The sequence below is a fragment of the Paenibacillus sp. FSL E2-0178 genome, assembly GCF_038593005.1.
In the GTDB taxonomy this organism is placed as follows: domain Bacteria; phylum Bacillota; class Bacilli; order Paenibacillales; family Paenibacillaceae; genus Paenibacillus_AQ; species Paenibacillus_AQ phytohabitans.
The window spans coordinates 2,277,392-2,297,224 of record NZ_CP151953.1; the positions used below are offsets into that span (position 1 = coordinate 2,277,392).

Sequence of the window (19,833 nt, forward strand, 5' to 3'; positions counted from 1 at the left end):
AATACCACACAAGAAAGATGGCACATCGACCTCAAGCAGGAGTCGGTCTGCTTTTTTTCGTTGTCTTCCGATTTGAATTCAACACTCCCAAAAGGAGGTGAAAATCATTCCTCTAGTCGTTCGGTCTACGGTTAATGCAACAGGTGCCATTACTTTTACAGGCAATACATTGGGGTTAAGCCGGTCCGATACGCTTGGGGTTCCGGGTACCCAGGATAGTATCGGGGCCTTCTCCACGGTGAATACAGCCTCCATATTCGGCACTTATCCTGCTGGCACTACAAATCTGTACCAGAGCAACAGTTCAGCAGCGGTCCTGGTGCTTCCGGCGGGGAGCACGGTCCTGTATGCAGAACTGATCTGGGGCGGAACTTATGTTAACGGCACGGTCAATCTGACTGCGGCAATTAACAATCCTGTGTCCTTCACAACACCGCTTGGGAACACGGTCAGCGTATCTCCCGATGCAGCCACCGCCAATTCCGTAGATCTCGGAAGCGGAGCACTCGCTTATGTCCGTTCCGCCAGTGTTACCAGCATTATTCAAGCCTCGGGAGCCGGAACCTATATCACAGCCGGTGTAGTCGGTACCATCGTTATTCCCGGTGATCCGACTGCCAACCATGCGGGGTGGACGCTCGCTGTCATCTACCAGAACCCGTCACTCCCTTTCCGCAACATGTCTCTGCGGGCGGGGGCCGTACTTGTCCAGTCCACCTCTGCCCCGGTTGTCACAACGATTACCGGATTTGCCACACCCGTTACAGGAGCACTCGGCGGCCGCATCATGTTCAGTGCCCAGGAAGGAGATGCCAACCGCTCAGGGGATCAGGCGCTCTTCGGCCCTACCTCTGCGACCCAGGTCGCTTTGTCAGGACCTAACAACTTTGCGAACAACTTCTTCGCTTCACAGATCAATAATGATACCGGCAACCTGAATACCACCGGTACATTCGGAAACCGCAACCAGACTAACGGCAGTCCAGGCTCCAACATTGTCGGCGGCCGGCAGGGCTGGGATATCACGAACGTGGATGTTGGTGCGCGCCTGGTTAACAATCAGTCCTCGGCTTTGCTGACACTGACTACCTCAGGCGATGCTTACGTGGTTAATGCTAACGGGCTGCAGATTGATATTAATGCCCCCAAGATTTCGTTAACCAAAACCGCTAATGTCGCCGGAACGATCGTTGGTGATCTGGTCACTTACACCGTGACCGTCAGCAATACCGGTACAGCAAGTGCAGCCAGTGTCGTACTGTCGGATACGCTGCCGCCTGGTCTGACCTTTGTGGCCGGAAGTGTAGTGGTAGCCGGGGTTTCCCGGCCGGCTTTTGACATAACATCCGGCATCCCTCTCGGATCTCTGGCCCTGGGTACTTCAATCACGATTACATATCAAGCCAGGGTTACATCCTTGCCAAGCACACAAATTGTCGCCAACACAGCCAATGCCGCATTTACGTTCCAGAGCGTAGCGGGCGGCCCGATTGTGAGCGGAGTTATTCCCTCCAATACAAGCTCGCTGCCGGTCTATTCTCCGGTTCTTGGCATCGTCAAAAGCGCAAATACTACCAACGCTACCGTCGGTGATCAGATTATCTATACGCTCCAGATTGCAAACACCGGTAATATCGGTGCCACAACTACACTCACTGACAATATTCCTGCGGGCAGCACCTATGTTCCGGGAAGCTTTACGGTCAACGGCACTCCGGTAGCAGGTAATCCCGCCGCCGGCATCCCTATTGGCACCATTGCTGCCGGGTCAACCTCAACTGTACAATTCCGTGTGCTGGTAAACAGTCTGCCCTCGCCTCCGCAGCTGGTCGATCAGGCCACAGCAGCCTATACCTTTATCGTTCCCGACGGCCGGACCGTTCCCGGAACGGCAGCCTCCAACACGCTAACCATACCGGTCAGGCTGCCAAGTGTTGCCATCGTCAAAAGCGCCAGCTTCCCGGATGTGGCCGTAGGTGACACTCTGCTGTATACATCAGTGGTCACCAACAACGGAATTGTTGCAGTCACGAATGTTGTCCTTTCTGATCCGGTACCCGCCGGCAGCACCTTTGTGGCGGGAAGTGTCACCGTAGCCGGAAGTGCACGTCCGACTGCTGATCCGGCTTCCGGGATTAGCATCGGAACCATCGCTCCGGGGGCCAGCGTAACCGTTACGTTCCAGGTGAATGTCACTTCCGTGCCGGGAAGCAGCCAGCTCTCCAACCAGTCGTCCGCTTCGTACAGCTCGGGAGCATTTAATGCAATCACCCAATCGAATACAACCCTAACCCCTGTATTTCAACCCGTAATCGGTATCGTCAAAAGCGCGAGTCCGGGCAGCGCGACGGTCGGGGGCAATGTGCAGTATACGCTGGTAGTGAGGAACACAGGCAATATCGCCGCAACGGCGAGCTTGACCGACACGATTCCGGCCGGGTCCGTCTTCGTTGCCGGAAGTGTTACGGTGAATGGCGTTGTCCGACCGGCAGACTCACCCGTTAGCGGAATCCCGCTGGGGTCCGTAGCACCCGGGGCAAGCTTTACGGTGACTTTTCTGACGTCGGTTCAATCTCTGCCGTCTCCGGCAACCTTGACCGACCAGGGAAGCAGCAGCTATACGTACCAGCTGCCCAGCGGACGTGCCCTGTCCGGCGGAAGTGTGTCGAACACGGTTACCATTCCGGTATCTGCACCTAACATCACACTCCTCAAGAGCGCCAATGTCACCGCTATAGCAGTAGGGGAATATCTCACCTACACCGTGTCGGTATCCAACCCCAGCGGTGTGGCGGTTAACAATGTCGTTCTGTCCGATCCCGCCCCTGCCGGGAGCGCCTTTGTAGCGGGAACCGTCACGGTGAACGGGGCTGCTGTACCGTCTGCGAATCCGAATGCCGGGATCGCCCTGGGTACGCTTGCTGCCGGAGCAACGAGTATTGTAGTCTTCCAGGTCAACGCCACTTCTGTTCCAAGCCCGCCTCAGCTGAACAACCGGGCGAGCGCTTCTTTCACAGCGGGTGCATTCAGTGGAACAGCTCTTTCGAACACTATACTTACTCCAGTCTTCACCCCGGTGATTGGGCTAGTCAAAAGCTCCAGCCCTGCACAAGCCTCGGTGGGCAGTCTGCTATCCTTCTCCATATTCGCCAGCAATACCGGCAATATTGCCGCAACCCTGAATCTGACCGACATTCTGCCGCCGCAAACAGTCTTCGAGACCAACAGTGTAAGCGTAGGCGGAACACCGCTGCCCGGCTTCAGCCCGCTGACCGGAATTCCGGTAGGCCCGCTTGCTCCCGGAGACAGCGTCACCGTCAGTTTTCTGGTTACCGTTACGTCACTGCCACCGAACCAGCAGCTGATCAATTCAGCGGCCGCCTCCTATACCTTCACGCTGCCGGACGGACGGCAGCTCGGCGGAAATACCGTATCGAACGCTTTGACTGTTCCCGTCTCTGCCCCCAATGTCAGTGTTGTCAAAAGCGTGAATGCCATCGATGCCGTAACCGGCGACATTCTTACATTCACCTCCGTGCTGACCAACAACAGTATTACATCTGTCAGCAATATCATTCTCAGCGATCCTCTGCCTGAGAATGCGACTTTCATTCCCGGAACCGTAATTGTAGGCGGCGTCTCCCAGCCGCTGGCAGTTCCGTCCGCCGGCATTCCAATCGGCAGTCTGGGCCCTGGGGCTTCAGTTGCCGTAACATTCGAGGTGAGGATAACAATGCCGATTCCTTCACAGGTCAATAACCAGTCAACCGTCAGCTTCACCTCCGGGGTCTTCTCCGGCTCTTCATCTTCCAACGTCACTACCACACCGGTAACGCAGCCGCAAATTTCTCTGGTCAAAAGCGCCAATGACCTGAACGCCACTGTCGGCGACACGGTCATCTATACCATTCTTGTCAGCAATACCGGCAACGTTGCAGCCAATGTAACGTTAACGGACAATATCCCGGCCGGCACCGCCTTTGATCCCAACAGTGTCATTGTCGGCGGCTTCCCTCAGCCGGGCGCGGCACCGGATACAGGCATTGCTGTCGGAGTTGTCGCTCCCGGCGCCAGTGTGTCTGTCAGCTTCACCGTCTTCATTGTCTCCCTGCCATCGCCGCAGCAGCTAGTGAATCAGGCGGCTGCCACCTACACCTTCACGCCGCCGGACGGGCGGCTGCTGAACGGAAGCGCCGTCTCCAACACTGTAACGATCGCTGTGTCCGCACCCAATCTGGCGGTTGTTAAGAGCACGACTTCAACCTCGGTGGCACTGGGCGATACTATCGCTTATTCCGTAAGCATCACGAACAACGGAATAGACCCGGTTAATAATGTAGTGCTCAGCGATCCAACGCCAGATGGGGCAGCCTTCGTGCCGGGCAGCGTATCTGTAAATGGCGTGCCATTTCCAAATGCCCATCCTTCTACAGGAATTCCCATTGGCACACTGGCATCCGGTGCTTCCGCAATTGTCTCCTACAGTGTTACGGTAACATCGGTACCGGCAGATACTTCAATTGATAATCAGGCGACTGTAACATACACCTCCGGTATCTTTACAGGCTCCACCTTCTCGAACCCCGTGGCGGTTCCCGTCTTCCAGCCGAATATTGCTGCCGTCAAATCTGCCAACACCGCGAACGCAACGGTGGGTGATACAGTAACCTACACTATAACTGTCAGCAATACAGGCAACTACGCAGCAAGCCTGACAGTAACGGACAACATCCCAGCCGGGACTACTTTTGAGGAAAACAGTGTTCTGATCAACGGGCTGCCTCTGCCGCAGGCCAATCCCACCACCGGAATCGCCGCCGGAAGCGTCGCTCCGGGCGCAAGCGTTGCTGTCTCATTCTCGGTGGTAATTACTTCACTGCCTACACCGCAAACACTGGTGAATCAGGGGACAGTAGCCTACAGCTTCACCTTACCTGACGGAAGAACCCTTGGCGGATCGGTCCTCACCAACACACTGACCATCCCTGTCTCGAATCCGAATCTCGCGGTCGTCAAATCGACCACAACCACCGCTACCAATGTTGGCGATACGATTACGTATTCGGTCAGTCTGACCAATAACGGGATCGCTACCGTTAACAATGTCGTATTTACAGATGCCTTACCTGCAGGAACGGCCTTCGTTCCCGGCAGTGTAACGGTAGACGGCGTCCCTCGTCCGGCTGCTTCACCTTCTACCGGGGTAACCATTGGCAGCGTCGCGCCAGGCGCATCAGTAACTGTAGTTTTCAGTGTGACTGTAACGTCCCTCCCTGTCTCGGGAGTGCTTAACAATCAGTCATCGGTCAGCTTCACTTCCGGGGCACTGTCCAGTGTTGCCTTCTCGAACATTGTGACCACTCCAGTCTTCCAGCCGATTATTGCGGCAGCCAAAAGCTCTAACTCTGTAAATGCAACCGTTGGAGACACCATTATTTATACTGTCAATGTCAGCAATTCGGGTAACTATGCGGCTGCTGCCACTCTGACCGATACGATTCCTGCAGGTACAACGCTTGTTCCTAACAGCGTGCTGATCAACGGCTTCCCGGCACCGGGTGCAGATCCCGCCACCGGAATCCCTCTGGGTACGGTTGCTGCAGGTGCATCGCTGGCGGTAACATTCTCTGTCGTCATTGCCACACTGCCGGCCAGCCAGCAGCTCAGCAACCAGGCCATCATCGCCTTCAGCTATACGCTTCCTGACGGACGGACCTTCAACCAGTCAGCCAGCTCGAACATCAATCAGATTTCGGTATCATCGCCAAATGTTCTCGTTGTCAAAAGCACTACTGTAACCGATGCAGTTCCGGGAGATACCGTTCCATACAGCATCAGCGTTACCAACAGCGGCATAGCGCCGATCAATAATGTTGTACTGAGCGACCCGATTCCGGCCGGCTCTTCCTTTGTTGCCGGAAGCGTAGTTGTGGACGGTACTCCGCTGCCGGGAGCGAATCCGGCTAACGGGATTTCACTGGGAACGGTGGCCCCGGGTGCGACAGTCCTGATTACATTCAATATTCTGGTCAACTCCTTGCCTAATCCGGCGATACTGAACAACCAGGCTTCGGTAAGCTTCACTTCCGGTGCTTTCTCTGGCGCATCCTATTCCAACAATCTCATTACTCCGGTATTCCAGCCGATCATCGGTATTCTAAAAGCTGCAGATACGACCAATGCGACGGTTGGAGATACCGTGACCTATACGTTCAGCGTTACCAATTCAGGCAATCTGCCAGCTGTCGTAACCTTGACAGACTCTATCCCGCCGGGAGCTGTATTCATTCCGAACAGCGTACTGGTCAACGGCCAGCCTGTTCCGGGTGCAGACCCGACTACCGGCATTAATCTCGGCACGGTTGCAGCCGGAGCTACAATCCTCGTGACAGTCACCCTGCAGGTCACAGTAGCTTCCCTGCCTTCTCCGCAACAGCTCGTGAACCAGGCCGCCGCCACCTTCACCTTCACACCGCCGGATGGCCGTCTGCTCTCAGGTTCTGCACTGTCGAATACGCTGATTATCCCTGTCTCTTCACCGGACGTAACAGCAGTCAAGAGCACTCCTGCAATCGATGCGGTAGTAGGCGACATTATTACCTATACCATTGTTGTGACCAACAACGGTATCGTTCCCGTCAACAATGTTGTACTGGTTGACCCGATTCCGGCAGGCAGCCAATTTGTCGTTGGCAGTGTTGCCGTAGACGGAGTCTTCCGCCCTGGTGCGAACCCGGCTGCCGGCATAATCATCGGCACGATTGCCGCCGGTGCGTCCACTACAGTAACCTTCCAGGTTCAGGTCATTGTAATATGACAGAAGGCTCACGGCTTCAACCTGTCGTAAGCAACCAGTCTATGGTCCTATTCAGCTCGGCAGAGGGTATTAACGCCATTACCTATTCCAATACCGTCAATACTCCCGTCGTGGGCCCTGTTCTATCCCTGCTTAAGCTTACGGATCACACGAGCGCCTCCCTCGGGGAGACGCTCGTCTACACCATATTCGCCAAGAACAGCGGCAATACGCCCGCACTGGTCACCATCGTTGATGTCCTTCCTGCGGGTGTATCCTTTATTGCCAACAGCGTGCTTAGAGACGGAGTCCCCCTTCCGGGGGTCACTCCGTCTTCCGGCATACCGGTAGGCACTCTCTCTCCGCATTCCGGAGTTACGATCGCCTTCCAGGTCATTGTTGTATCGCTCCCGCCTTCTCTGGCCTTGCACAACAGGGCAGTCGGCACCTATTCCTTCTCCACACCCGAAGGACGAACGGTACGCGGGGAAGTCAGCTCCAACCCGGTGACTGTCTCCCTGCTCTCTTATCAGTTGTCCACGCTTCTCTCTGCCAGCACACCCACTACCTTTGTCGGCGATGCCGTGACGTATACACTGCAGCTCAGAAATGAAGGTACCCGGCCGCTGGCCGCAATTATCGCCACCATTCCGGTTCCGGAAGGTGCTATATTCATCCCCGGCAGCGTCATTGCAGGCGGAGTCTACCAGCCCGAGGCCGATCCGGCCCTTGGCATCAGGCTGGGTTCCTTGAGTACAGGCTCGGCTGCCGAGATTTCCTTCCGTGTGCGGGTGGCCGCAATCCCTCCGGACCCGGTATTGCCGGCGAAGGCGGTGGTCACCTATGAGGTCAATGACAGCAGGAATACCGCTGAGAGCAATACAGTCCTCATAACGATCGTCCAGCCGGGAGTATCCGCCAGCTTGAAGGTAGATCTCTACAGCGCCGCTCCCGGCGATAATCTGCGGTATGAGTTCACCGTGCGCAACAACGGAAATCTGGCTGTAGAGGCTCTGTTGACCGACTTCATTCCGGCAGGTGTTCTATTCATCTGGGACAGCATCCATATTGACGGTGTTCCCCAGAAGGGAATACGGCCTGCGGATGGCATTCCGCTCGGAACGGTAAGAGCAGGCTCGGCGGTAAGGGTAGATTGTCTCGTATCCATTCCGGGCGCCACCGATATCCGCCAGACTCCGGCCATTCAGAACCAGGGCAGTGTCCAATACACATTCACCCTTCCGGATGGACGCAATGTCCGGCAGATCACCCGGACCAATGCTGTGACTACGCTGCTGTTCTCGCCAATCGTCTCCATTCAAATACAAGGTGAGCCGCCGGTTGTCGAGCCTGGAAGCATTGCCGAATTCCGGATTCTTGTCACCAACAGCGGGAATTATCCCGCAGAGGTCTCTGTGGTCCGGATTGTGCCGCAAGGAGCAGTAATTGATCCGGATATCGTTACCATCAGCGCCATCACTGTACCCGAAACCCCGTACAGCGGAACTGTGGCTCTGGGAACACTACAGCCCGGGCAGACCGTCACCCTCACTTATTTTGTGAAAATCAACCTTGATTATATGGGCACATCGCTCCAGGGATCCTCGACCGCCCTATATTTATTCACCATAGACGGACGAAGATACTCCGGCGAAGCCCGCTCGAACAGCTATAAACTGCTCATTGAGGAAATCAGTGAATAATACAGCTCACATATCCCCCATCCCCATGAATATACTTTAGTTACAACCAGCCGCACCCGTCACAAGCGTAGCCTGTACCAATTTCAGAGAATCATGGGAGGTGGTCATCCTTGCCCCAGCCAACCGGTCCATACGCCTTTGTTGTGTCTAAAGAAGACTGGTCCCTTCACCGCAAAGGCCATCAGGATCAGGAGCGTCACCAGCAAAAGGTCAGAGAAGCCATTAAGGACAATCTGCCGGATCTCGTTACTGAGGAGAACATTATTTTGTCGGGCGGCAAGCAGATAGTGAAGGTGCCGATCCGCAGTCTGGATGAATACCGGATTATCTATAATTTCCGCAAGCAGAAGCATGTCGGCCAGGGGGACGGGGAGAGTCAGGTAGGCGATGTGCTCGGCCGTGATTCGCAGTCCGCCCAGCCGGGCAAAGGTGATAAGGCGGGGGATCAGCCCGGGCAGGATACCGTCGAAGCCGAAGTGGATATTGAGGATCTGGAGGATATTCTGTTCCAGGATATGGAGCTACCCCACCTGAAGCCGAAGGACAAGGAAGAAATCGAGGTCAAATCCATTGTCTTCAACGATATCCGCAAAAAAGGCATGATGTCCAACATCGACAAGAAACGCACACTGATGGAGAATCTCCGGCGCAACGCCAGCAGCGGGAATCCGGGAATCCACAGCATCAGCCCGGACGATCTGCGCTACAAAACATGGGATGACATAACCGTCCCCCATTCCAATGCCGTAATTATTGCGATGATGGACACCTCAGGCTCCATGGGCACTTTTGAAAAATACTGCGCACGCAGCTTCTTCTTCTGGATGACCCGCTTTCTGCGCCGACAGTATGAGAAGGTGGACATTGTATTCCTGGCCCATCATACCGAGGCCAAAGAGGTCAGCGAGCATGACTTCTTCACGCGCGGCGAGAGCGGCGGCACCATCTGCTCCTCGGCTTACCAGAAGGCGCTGGAGATTATCGACAGCCGCTATCCGCCGGCCAAATACAATATTTATCCCTTCCATTTCTCGGATGGCGACAACCTGACCTCAGACAATGAACGCTGCGTCAAGCTGATCGGTGAACTGCTGAAGCGCAGCAACATGTTCGGCTATGGTGAAGTGAACCAGTACAACCGCAGCAGCACACTGATGTCTGCCTACCGCCACCTGAAGCAGGAGCAGTTCATGCATTATGTCATTAAGGATAAGAAGGAAGTCTATCAGGCGCTGAAGACATTTTTCGGTAAAAAAACTACCGGGGCTTAAGCTGAGATGTTTCCCGGGGCTTACAGCAACAAGATGTTGTCAACTTCATGCAGGATGCTTATTTCGGCATTGTCCCCCCTTCGTCCGCTATCCAGGCCAAAAAGCATCCCCTTGCGAGCTTTTCATCCATCGCAAGGGGATGCTTTTTGCTTTTTGCTTTTTGCTTTTTGTTTTTGCTTGTATTTTCCGCAAAATCCTCTTGACTGCTATATCGGCTGCCGATATAATACATATATCGGTAGACGATATAGCGTCAGACGATGTAACGGCAATTGCTATAACGTCAGTTGATGCAACGATCCGTTAATAGAAGACTAAGGCAGGTGAGGCAGTTGTCAGGAAGCAATGAATACGGGGCGCTGACAGAAGGCGTATATTATATTCTTCTGTCACTTTTCACCCCGATGCACGGTTACGGAATTATGCAGAATGTGAAGCTGCTGAGTAACGGGCGCGTGGAGCTTGGCGCCGGCACGCTATATGGCGCGCTTGGCACGCTGGTCGAGCGGGGCTGGATTGAGCCGCTGGCGGGCGGTCAGGATTCCCGCAAGAAGGAATACCGGATTACGGAATCAGGCAGATCTGCACTGCTGAGCGAAATGACCAGGCTCGATGAGCTGTTGTCTAATGGAAGAAAGCTAATAGGAGGCGAACCGGAATGAGTCATGTGGTACGCAAATATTTCGCGGATTTTGAGAAGGAAGAGCAGTGGCTGAATGACATGTCTGCCAAAGGTCTTGCGCTTGTTGAATACTCCTGGGCCCGTTATGTATTTGAAGAGAGTGCCCCGGGGGAATACATCTACCGGCTGGAGCTGCTGGAGGAAGATCCGAAGAAAGCCAAGTCTGCCGAATACCTGCAGTTCATGGAGGAGACAGGGGCCGAGCGTGTGCCTGCCGGTAAACGGCCATCGGGCAAGACTGTAAATGTTAACCCGCGCTGGGTAATCTTTCGAAAAAAAGCAGCGGAGGGTGCCTTCACCATCTATTCGGATACCGATTCCAAAATCAAGCATTATCAGAGAATATACCGGTTATGGATTTCGCTCGCGGTGGTGGAGCTGATCATTGGCGTCTTTAATATATCCCTGATGTTTGTGAACAATCCCACCGCCCTCAACAGAATCAACCTTATTATGGGCCTGCTGCTCATCGTTCTGGCCCTGTTCTTCATTTCATTAAGTTTGCCTATCCGCCGCAAGATTACCAAGCTGCAAAATGACAAGCTAGTCCGGGAGTGAGCCTTGGGACTCCGTGGGGCGTTCTGCGGTGACGATTCGGGTGTTGGCGAGGCGTTCTGCGGTGATGATCCGGGTGTTGATGAAGCGTTCTGCGGTGACGATCCAGGTGTCGGCGGAGTGTTCCAACAGCGAGTTCACCCCACTCCGGCTACATTCAGCTTGTGAAAAGGACTGAGATTCCGCTATTCCGTCAGATTAGGCAGATTCGCGGGCCAAGCGGACTGAGATTCCGTTAATTGACCGATCAGGCTTCATTTGTGGCTCATTTGAACAAGATAACGGAATCTCAGTCCGAATCAGCGGCAATATGAGGCTTTTGGCCAAAATAGCGTCTTCTCAGTCCGCTTCATTCCGACTACGCCATCTGCACCAGTAACTCCCCCACTTGCGCCACATCCGTCAACTCCCGCCACATCCGCCAATTTTTTCATTTCCGGTTTCAATCTAATTTGTGTGACCTTCACGTCCCCGAACATCAACAAAAAGCCGGACGCAAACGCGCTGCTTCCGGCTGAAGTAACTTATTTAGTGCACCTTCTCTCTATCCTTGCCCTTATCGGACTCCCCGGCGTTTTTGTTCGCGGCCTCACGGTCCTGCATCATTTCATCCACGGTCTTCACCTTCAGCCGGGCAGCGCCTTCGTTGCCGGCATTCGTCGGGATCAGATTACCGGAAGCTAGACGTTCCTTCGCTTCAGCGATAGCCGCGCCGTACTGCGGCAGCCAAGGCTCCCCGGCAACCAGCATCTCATCCACCATCTGCCAGATCTCCTTCGGATTACAGACCGCACCGACCAGCGGGTCCATCATGAAGGCCTGGCGCAGCAGCTTGTCATCGCCATGCACGGCTGCTTCCACGGCCAGCCGCTGCACGGAGATGCTTACATTGCAGACAGCCGCCGGGCCCAGCGGCAGGTCGCCGACCAGCGGCATCGAGATACCGTTGCGGTCTACATACCCCGGAGCTTCAATAATGGCATCGTCCGGCAAATTGGAGATGACCCCGTTATTCACCATATTGAAATGACCTCTGTATACGCGGCCCGTCTCAAGTCCTTCTATTATATAGGAGCCATGCTCCTCGCCGCGGTTCTCCCGGGTATACTCCAGAGCCGGTTCCTTCATCCAGTTCGGGAAGTCCGTTTCGAACCAGTTGCGGCCTTCTGTGCAGACCCGCAGGTATCCGCCTGTCTCGCCGTTGATCCAGCTGCCCAGATCGATCCAGTCCATAATCTCGCCGCTGCGTTTGCGGTACCAGGCAACATATTCGCTCAGATGTCCATTCGACTCCGTGCTATAGTAGCCGAAGCGGCGGAGCATATCGATCCGCACCTTCTCGGTCCGGCTGAATTCCGGATGCTGCTCGAAGGCCTCCAGCAGTCCGACCGTCAGATCCTTGCCCTCATGCTTCGCAGAGATATACCAGGTCTGGTGATTGATTCCGGCGCAGATAATATCCACCTGCGACTTCTCCAGCCCGTAGACTTCGGCGATCTGATGATGTCCGTGCTGTACGCCATGGCAGAGTCCGATGGTCCGCACACCGCCATATTTATTGCAGGCCCAGGTGAGCATGGCCATGGGATTCGAGTAATTCAGAAGCAGCACATCCGGCGCAGCCGTCTCCCGGATATCCCGGCAGATCTCCAGCATCTCGGCAATGCCGCGCTGTCCGTACATGATCCCTCCCGCACACAGCGTATCACCTACGCATTGGTCCACGCCGTATTTCAGCGGAATGTCCACATCGGTGGCGAACGCCTCAAGGCCGCCCATGCGTATAGTGCAAAATACGTACCTGGCATCCTTCAGCGCTTCTCTCCGGTCCGTGGTGGGAGCGATCACGATATCCAGGCCGTTCTCCTTAATATCCCGCTGGCACAGCTCGGTGACCATCTGCAGATTATGGCTGTTTATATCCATGAATGAGACTTCAATATTACGGAATTCCGGTACTGTCAGCAGGTCGCGCAGCAGCCCGCGTGTAAATCCGATACTGCCCGCCCCGATAAAGGTTACTTTAAAAGACATTGTTATCATCCTCCGGCAAAGAATTGTAGATTCCTGTCCATTGTAGCAAGGAGGCTGCGGGAAGCGTAACCAATATCATGACCACTTTGCCGTCATAGTGTCAACAATTCTCACCTTTAGAGCAGAAACCCATCTATTCCTCACTCCAGGAATGGCGGTCCAGCGAGTTGCGGTATTCGATCGGAGTACAGCCGGTATACTTTTTGAACAGGAGATGAAAATACTGCCTGCTGCTAATGCCCACATAATCAGCGATCTCAGCGACCGGAATCTCACTCTGCCCAAGCAGCATCCGGGCCTTCTCCATACGCAGCCTGTTCAGGTAATCGGTTAAGGTCTGGCCGGTATGTGTCCTGAAGATCCGCTGCAGATAGCCCGGGTGGACATTCACAGTGAGCGCGACTTCCTTGACTTGAATAATCCGGTCATAGTTCTGGTGCAGGAACTCTACCGCGCGCCGTACATAGAGCTGTGAAGGCTGCCCACTTGCCGGCAGCGATTCCCGCCGCAGTCTGGACAGACGCAGCAGCAATTCCGAGAAGAGCAGATGCGCCATGCTGTTTCCGCGCTTCCCCTGCTGATCCAGCTCCAGCACCAATGCCTTTAGTACATGAAACACCTCTTCCTGGTCTGACAGCACCAGACTATTGAAGGGACTCTGCAGCAAATCTGCCAGCGCCTCTTCCTCCCGGACCAGCCTGCTTACCGAGGGAGCTACACCGCCGTACTCTGTGAATGCGAATTCCACATTCAGCATCCGGCAGGAGGACCCGTCTTCGACGATCAGCCTGTGGGGAACGCCTGCATCCAGCAGAATCATTTCTCCCCGCTTCAGCCGGAAGGGGGTATGGCCGCCCGATTCATCCCGTACCTCGACCACACAGCTGCCTGAGATCAGATACATGATTTCGGTGGAATTATGCTGATGGTAGGCCATCGTGTAGTTGCTCCACTGCTTGTAATAGTAGGCCAGGAATCGCGGGCTGTAATCCCCGTCAAGCAAAGCCTGCTGAAAAAGACTTCCGTTCAACTCCGGCATCCCGCATGCCTCCTTCGCCAGTATTCATAGCACAAGTGTATCCCTTGAGCTCCCCCAGGACAAGAAGCTGACCGAAGTCCAATACTGGAATAACATAGATTTATAAGTTAATCATTTCTTGAATGTAAATTAGAATTTCAGGTGAGGATCACACAGATTCAGAGCTCCATCCTCGCAGATAATCAAAATTTTCCAGTAATCTCTCTATCCGCGTAAATGTTGTAAGTATTGCAACTTTAGTTCATGTAGCCGGGGGTTTTCCAGAGTATTGTTGTATGAAATACAAGAATTGGTTCATTAATCCGACTGGATTAGATGAAATATTGTATTTAATACAATATTTTTCCATTCAGGCCAATTTGATGAGGGGAATGTTGTATTTCGTGCAGGATTTTCGCTTATTTATTATGTGCAGCAGAGAGAAGAACGCAGAAAAAACAAAAGCAAAGGCACGAAGCGCTCTACTCTTGTTTTCAATGATCCTATCTAAGTGTCTTTCTCTACTCTTGTTTTCAATAATCCTATCTAAGTGTCTTTCTCTGCTCTTGTTCGCCATGATTAATGAATTTTAGTCAAAATATCATTCACCACGCTATACACTCCGCCGCCCTCCACCATTTCCAGCGCTCCGTTCAACAGGTAGATCCCTGTTTCTTCATCGATCCCGTAATTCGGAAGATCACCGAACGTACGGACGGCGGTTCTTAAATGATCTTCATCCTCCCACTGGGTAAAATGTACGGACAGCAGCAGCTCAGGGATTAGATTCAAGCCCTTGCGGTGATCAAACAACCTGCTCTCATTATCCTTAGCGGAAATAATACACAGCTCAGGGCTGATTAAAGCTCCCGCCGAGAACCCCGCAACCGGAACGCCAGACTCATACCTCCGTTTAATAGCGCCGCCAATCGCGGTATCTACAATATAATCGGCATACAGGTCCGTATCCCCGCCTCCGATGATAATGCCCGAGCAGGTCTCTATGCTCTGAACAACAACATCCGCAGGCGTAGCGGGCAGCGGCAGATAACGGAACTCTGTTAACCCTGCATCAGCCAGCGGACGCGTATAGACCGGCACGTAATCTTCCCAGCTCTCCCCACGCTCCACGAATAATACAACAACCGGACCTGCGCCTTCACCCGCTATATCTTTATACTTCCTTGCCAGATCCTGCGTAAACGGCGGACCCCCGCCATTCAGAAATAAGTGCTTATCCATGACATCACCTTCGGTTTTTTACAGACAACTATAACGACAAGTGTAAGTTCTGGCAATAGCACTTCACTTTATCAACTACACACCGGCTCATCCCTGAAAAGAAACCATCGACTGCTTCAGATTCTCAGCTAGCACCTCCAGCTTGCCTGACAGAGCCACCAGCTCCTCGCTCACTATGAACTGCTGTGAAGACATCGAAGCCACCTCCTCCGTTGAGGCACTGGTCTGCTGCACGACCGAGATTACGCTCGCCATGGATTGCCCCAGCTGCTGACGGTAACCGGTCAGCTCCTTAACCGCCGCCGAAGACTGGCTTAGATAACCGCTGAACACTTCCATCTCCGCCCGCACACTTTCAAAGATAAGCGAAGATTCCCGGACCGAGGTTATCTGCCCGCTGAACAGCGGTGCTGCTTCACTCACTACCTTAACCGTGTTCTCGATATGGCCGCTGATCTCCTCCGTAATTCTGGAGACAGACGCAATGGACTGGCTGGATTGGTTAGCCAGTCCCCTGATCTCATCGGCAATAACATTAAAGCCCCTCCCCGCAGCCCCCGCACGTACAGCTTCAATAGAAGCATTAAGAGCCAGAATATTCGTCTGCTTGTTCATGGCAATCATCGGGGAGAGAATGCTGCGGATCAGCACCGTGCTGTCACGCAGCATGCCCGAGTTCTCCTGAATCAGATTCATCATCTTCAGGGCAGATTCACTTTGATCCACCAGCTTCTTCATCAGCTCCGCTCCCTGGCCGCTTACCGCCATGACCTTTCCTGCGGAATCAGCCATGACTGCATTCGTCTCCGCCACTTCGTCCGTCTTGTCTCCCATCAGCTCCACCTTGCGGTTGCTGCTCTCCGCTTCTGCCGCCAGGCTGGCTGCCCCGCCGGCGATCTCGCCGGTTGCGGCAGCCACTTCCCTGGCATGAGTACGGGTCGCCCCCGAAGCAAGCACCAACTGCTCGGACGTGGCCAGTACCGCCGCCGCCGAACTGCTGCTCTGGCCGGCCAGCCGGGAGATCTGCTCCATCATCCGGTTGAAGCTGTGTCCCAGCCGCCCGATCTCATCCTGGCCCTTGAAGTTCGTCCGCACCTGCAGATTCCCCTGTTCGCCTTCCTCCATCAGCCGGGCCAGCTTGCCGAGCGGGCGGCCGATCAGCCGCACCAGCACATAACCAATCACCAGCGCAATCACAGCCGCAGCCAGCACAACCAGCAGTGTAATATAGAGCAGCCGGTCTGCCGATTTAGTGAAATCACTCACCGGAGCATAACCCAGCAGTGTCCAGTCAGCTGTCACCAGCGGCTGATAGACCACAAGCTGTGAGCTGCCCTGCTCATCAGCCGCAGTGAAGGATTGCTTCTGCCCTTCAACCCCGGTATCCGCTGCCTGTATGTAAGAAGGCTGTCCGAGCAGCCCGTTATCCGCCCCGTACACAATATTGCCAGCCCTGTCAAGGATGCGGATCTCCCCGGCAAGTCCGATATGCAGATTGGATAATACATCGGTCAGAGCTTTACCCTTCACCTCAATCAGCATATAATACTCCGCTGCCGGGTTCTGGATATTCCGCAGCAGACGGCCCATTGTCATGGAGGACTCACTGTAAGCGTCGAAGAAGCCTTTGGCCCGTGCGGGGAACCAGACGGGGTTGCCTTTGCCGTTATCGATCTCCTTCATGCGGGCAAGAACGCCTTCATCACTGCGCACGCCGCTGATGCCTGTTGATTTGTAGGATTCAGCATCCACCATGCTTCTTGCGACCAGCCGGACGCCCAGCAGGCGATCATCGGAGCCCCGGACGGAATCCAGCTTACGGCGGATCCGGTCTTCAGCTGCTACCTTGGCTACCGTTCCGGCACCGGGATTATGGATGGTCTCCATATCTGATTTTAGTGCAGAGTCTACGGCGAATTGCCTTGAAAGCGCTTCATATTCAGCAAACAGGAAGTCCAGCTTGTCCGCCGCCTGCACAATAGACTGTGAGGATGCCGCTGCTACCTCGTTGGTAATGATTCTTTTAGCAGCATAATAGGAGGTTAAGCCCAGCACAGAGGACAATAGCACAATTGTACAGAACAGAATCACAAATAATTTGACGCCAACCGATCTGAAGTTTAATTTCCGCTGCCGTTTCATTACGCTCTCTCCTTATTTGTTCGGTAAAAAATACAGGTGCAGCCCTTCGTTGACTGCATAAAGGCCGCACCTGTTATTCATAATGACATCAGCATTTCTTATTATCCTTATTCCTTAAAGGCTTACCCCTTGCTCGCCCCTGCGGTCAGACCATCCACAAGCAGGCGCTGCAGGAAGCCGAACAGGATCATAATCGGTACAGAGATCAATACTGCACCCGCTGCGAACAGCGTGAAGTTGGAATTCTGCATCGTATTGACCATATCCCACATTCCGACCGCGACGGTCCAGTTCTCCTTGGTCCGCAGAATCAGCTTGGCGAAGATGAAGTCCACCCATGGGCCGACAAACTGGGTCAGTGCCATATAAGTGATCATCGGGCGGGACAGCGGCAGGATAATCCGTGTGAAAATCCCGAAGTTGCTCGCCCCGTCAATCCGCGCGGCTTCATCCAGCGAACGCGGAATCGTATCCAGGAAGCCTTTGGCAATCAAGGTCCCTCCGAGCGGTGCTCCGGCAGCGTACACGATAATCAATGCCAGATGGGTATCCAGCAGATTGAACTCCTTCAGCAGCAGATAGATTGCAATCATACTCATGAAGCCCGGGAACATCCCGAGGATCAGCAGGGTTGACATGGTCGTCTTGCGGCTTTTGAACCGGAACCGGGATAAGGCGTAACTGGTCAAAAGCGTCAGCACCACGCCGATCAGCATGGAGAACACGGCAATCTTGAGCGTATTTGCGTACCAGGTTCCGAACATATAGACCGGTGAAGTGAACAACTCTTTGTAATGAGCCAGTGTAAAATGGTCGGGAATCAGCGTTTTGCTGTACAGGGATTTGCCCGGACGGAAGGATGCCAGAAGAATCCAGAGTGCCGGATAGATCGCAGCAATCGCCAGGATAACCAGAATGATGTAGCTGAGGCCCAAACGAATAAAGCTCGCAAGCTTGCGTGAGGTGATCATTGAATCATATCCTCCTCTTGGAATGACTTGGTCCGGCGGTAATTGTACAGGGAGAACCCGGCAACAATGATGAAGAGAATGATCCCTATCGCGGAAGCCATATTATTCTTGTTCTGATCCAGCGTCAGCTTATACAGCCACGTTACGAGCAGGTCGGTTGACCCGGCGTACTGATAGTTACCGTTGACCGGGTTGCCTGCGGTTAGCAGATAGATTGCATTAAAGTTATTGATATTGCCGGCAAACTGCATAATCAGTGTAGGCGCGGTAGAGAACAGAATCATAGGCAGCGTAACAATCCGGAACTTCTGATAATTCGTAGCCCCGTCCACTTCGGCTGCTTCATACATATCGCGCGGTATCGTAGTCAGCACACCCATAATCAGCAGCATGGATACCGGAATACCAACCCACATGTTGACAATAATGACCGTGACCTTTGCCCAGAACGGATCTGTCAGCCATGGCAGTCCGCCAAGTCCGAAGTAGCCGAGATACTGGTTGATCGGTCCAAACTGTCCGTTGAACAGGTTGCGCATCAGCAGGAGGGAGATCATCTGCGGCACGGCATAGGGGATGATCAGAATCATTCTCCACATGCCTTTGAAGCGGACCCCTTTTTGGTTGATCAGCAGGGCAACGAGCATCCCGCCGAAATAAGTAGTAATAGTCGATAGAACCGCCCAGATAATAGTCCAGGTAAGTACTCCATAGAAGGTATGGCTCCAGGATTTCAGCACCAGCAGATTGCGGAAGGTTTCAAAGCCTACCCAGTCTACCAGTCTGGCCGGCGGAATGTGGTCCGGTGCGGCATAGTTGGTGAAGGCCAGCATGATCATAAAAACAATCGGCATGATGGTGAAGAACAAAATACCGATACCCGGAAGCAGCAAAAAGCTCTGGGCAAATTTGTAATCCAGAATATAGCGTACGGATTGCTTGAATGTATTCGAGGGACGACCGGTTTCGCGTTCTGCTCCGATTTTATGGGCATCCCTAATATTCATGTACCAGACAATCAGGAATAACACAAAGAACAGCAGGGTAATCAGGCTTTCAATCAGAATAACGATGGAATGGTCACCGGGAACCATCTTGGCGATGCCCTTAACCTTCTCAAGGCGGCTTGGAGATTCCCCGAGTGTGGTGATGCCCCAGAAGGCCCTGCCCAAATTGGTAATGAAATAGAATAGTGCGGCTGCTTCTACAGCTATGAAAATAAGCCCTTTGATGAATTGGCGGTTATATATTTGTCCCAATCCCATAAAAATGGCCGACAGTACTGCGGCTCTAGCTTTGTATCGCTGCATTTCCCTTCCGTTCTCCTCTCCGCGCGGAATTCAGGAAACTGCCCGCCGCGAGCTATGCGGCGGGCGATTTGATTCCACTGTGTGCTGATGGTTGTTTGTTGCCTCAAGG

Annotated in this window: 12 protein-coding genes; 5 read left to right on the plus strand and 7 right to left on the minus strand. The window is 53.8% G+C overall.

Going from position 1 to position 19,833, the window contains the following annotated elements; all coding sequences use genetic code 11:
- Positions 1 to 169 precede the first annotated feature (169 nt).
- The 3 genes from MHI42_RS10260 to yhbH all read left to right on the plus strand — a co-directional run bounded on the left by MHI42_RS10260 (position 170) and on the right by yhbH (position 9,770).
- Entirely contained in the window at positions 170 to 6,817 is a 6,648-nt protein-coding gene (locus tag MHI42_RS10260) for a hypothetical protein (RefSeq protein ID WP_342423694.1), read from the plus strand.
- On the plus strand, positions 6,814 to 8,499 hold the full coding sequence (locus tag MHI42_RS10265) for a DUF11 domain-containing protein (RefSeq protein ID WP_342423695.1): 1,686 nt from the start codon (positions 6,814 to 6,816) through the stop codon (positions 8,497 to 8,499). The genes MHI42_RS10260 and MHI42_RS10265 overlap by 4 nt, the downstream gene beginning before the upstream one ends.
- A gap of 110 nt (positions 8,500 to 8,609) precedes the next feature.
- Positions 8,610 to 9,770, plus strand: coding sequence for a sporulation protein YhbH (gene yhbH / locus MHI42_RS10270; RefSeq protein ID WP_042135257.1), 1,161 nt, complete (start codon positions 8,610 to 8,612; stop codon positions 9,768 to 9,770).
- A 58-nt stretch (positions 9,771 to 9,828) separates the two neighbouring features.
- Here yhbH and MHI42_RS10275 read toward each other — a convergent pair whose 3' ends face one another.
- Positions 9,829 to 10,002, minus strand: a complete 174-nt coding sequence (locus MHI42_RS10275; protein WP_342423696.1) for a hypothetical protein — start codon at positions 10,000 to 10,002, stop codon at positions 9,829 to 9,831.
- Positions 10,003 to 10,102: 100 nt separating this feature from the next.
- Here MHI42_RS10275 and MHI42_RS10280 point away from each other — a divergent pair, with 100 nt between their 5' ends.
- Complete coding sequence (locus MHI42_RS10280; protein ID WP_039307488.1) at positions 10,103 to 10,432, plus strand: PadR family transcriptional regulator; 330 nt, start codon at positions 10,103 to 10,105, stop codon at positions 10,430 to 10,432.
- Positions 10,429 to 11,010, plus strand: a complete 582-nt coding sequence (locus MHI42_RS10285) for a DUF2812 domain-containing protein (protein WP_342423697.1) — start codon at positions 10,429 to 10,431, stop codon at positions 11,008 to 11,010. The genes MHI42_RS10280 and MHI42_RS10285 overlap by 4 nt, the downstream gene beginning before the upstream one ends.
- A gap of 525 nt (positions 11,011 to 11,535) precedes the next feature.
- Here the strand turns inward: MHI42_RS10285 and MHI42_RS10290 are convergent.
- From MHI42_RS10290 to MHI42_RS10315, 6 genes are all read right to left on the minus strand, one after another.
- Positions 11,536 to 13,041 (minus strand): alpha-glucosidase/alpha-galactosidase, encoded by a 1,506-nt coding sequence (locus MHI42_RS10290; protein ID WP_342423698.1) that lies wholly within the window; start codon positions 13,039 to 13,041, stop codon positions 11,536 to 11,538.
- A gap of 133 nt (positions 13,042 to 13,174) precedes the next feature.
- Positions 13,175 to 14,071 carry an AraC family transcriptional regulator gene (locus MHI42_RS10295; RefSeq protein WP_342424714.1) on the minus strand — a complete coding sequence of 299 codons (897 nt, stop codon included), beginning with the start codon at positions 14,069 to 14,071 and terminating at the stop codon, positions 13,175 to 13,177.
- Positions 14,072 to 14,638: 567 nt separating this feature from the next.
- The gene (locus MHI42_RS10300) at positions 14,639 to 15,301 is read right to left on the minus strand and encodes a Type 1 glutamine amidotransferase-like domain-containing protein (RefSeq protein WP_342423699.1); all 663 of its coding nucleotides are present in this window, start codon (positions 15,299 to 15,301) and stop codon (positions 14,639 to 14,641) included.
- 87 nt (positions 15,302 to 15,388) lie between these two features.
- Positions 15,389 to 17,443 (minus strand): methyl-accepting chemotaxis protein, encoded by a 2,055-nt coding sequence (locus tag MHI42_RS10305; protein WP_342423700.1) that lies wholly within the window; start codon positions 17,441 to 17,443, stop codon positions 15,389 to 15,391.
- 122 nt (positions 17,444 to 17,565) lie between these two features.
- Positions 17,566 to 18,414: a sugar ABC transporter permease gene (locus MHI42_RS10310; RefSeq protein ID WP_171717988.1), complete on the minus strand. Its 849-nt coding sequence runs from the start codon at positions 18,412 to 18,414 to the stop codon at positions 17,566 to 17,568.
- Positions 18,411 to 19,724: a sugar ABC transporter permease gene (locus MHI42_RS10315; RefSeq protein ID WP_171717989.1), complete on the minus strand. Its 1,314-nt coding sequence runs from the start codon at positions 19,722 to 19,724 to the stop codon at positions 18,411 to 18,413. Before MHI42_RS10315 ends, MHI42_RS10310 begins: the two co-directional genes overlap by 4 nt.
- Between the last annotated feature and the right edge of the window lie 109 nt (positions 19,725 to 19,833).

Coding starts and splice junctions, on each gene's coding strand:
- MHI42_RS10285 (WP_342423697.1), top strand. CDS start 10,429: ATGAGTCATGTGGTACGCAAATATTTCGCGGATTTTGAGAAGGAAGAG.
- MHI42_RS10275 (WP_342423696.1), bottom strand. CDS start 10,002: ATGTATTATATCGGCAGCCGATATAGCAGTCAAGAGGATTTTGCGGAA.
- MHI42_RS10310 (WP_171717988.1), bottom strand. CDS start 18,414: ATGATCACCTCACGCAAGCTTGCGAGCTTTATTCGTTTGGGCCTCAGC.
- MHI42_RS10300 (WP_342423699.1), bottom strand. CDS start 15,301: ATGGATAAGCACTTATTTCTGAATGGCGGGGGTCCGCCGTTTACGCAG.
- MHI42_RS10315 (WP_171717989.1), bottom strand. CDS start 19,724: ATGCAGCGATACAAAGCTAGAGCCGCAGTACTGTCGGCCATTTTTATG.
- MHI42_RS10265 (WP_342423695.1), top strand. CDS start 6,814: ATGACAGAAGGCTCACGGCTTCAACCTGTCGTAAGCAACCAGTCTATG.
- MHI42_RS10290 (WP_342423698.1), bottom strand. CDS start 13,041: ATGTCTTTTAAAGTAACCTTTATCGGGGCGGGCAGTATCGGATTTACA.
- MHI42_RS10305 (WP_342423700.1), bottom strand. CDS start 17,443: ATGAAACGGCAGCGGAAATTAAACTTCAGATCGGTTGGCGTCAAATTA.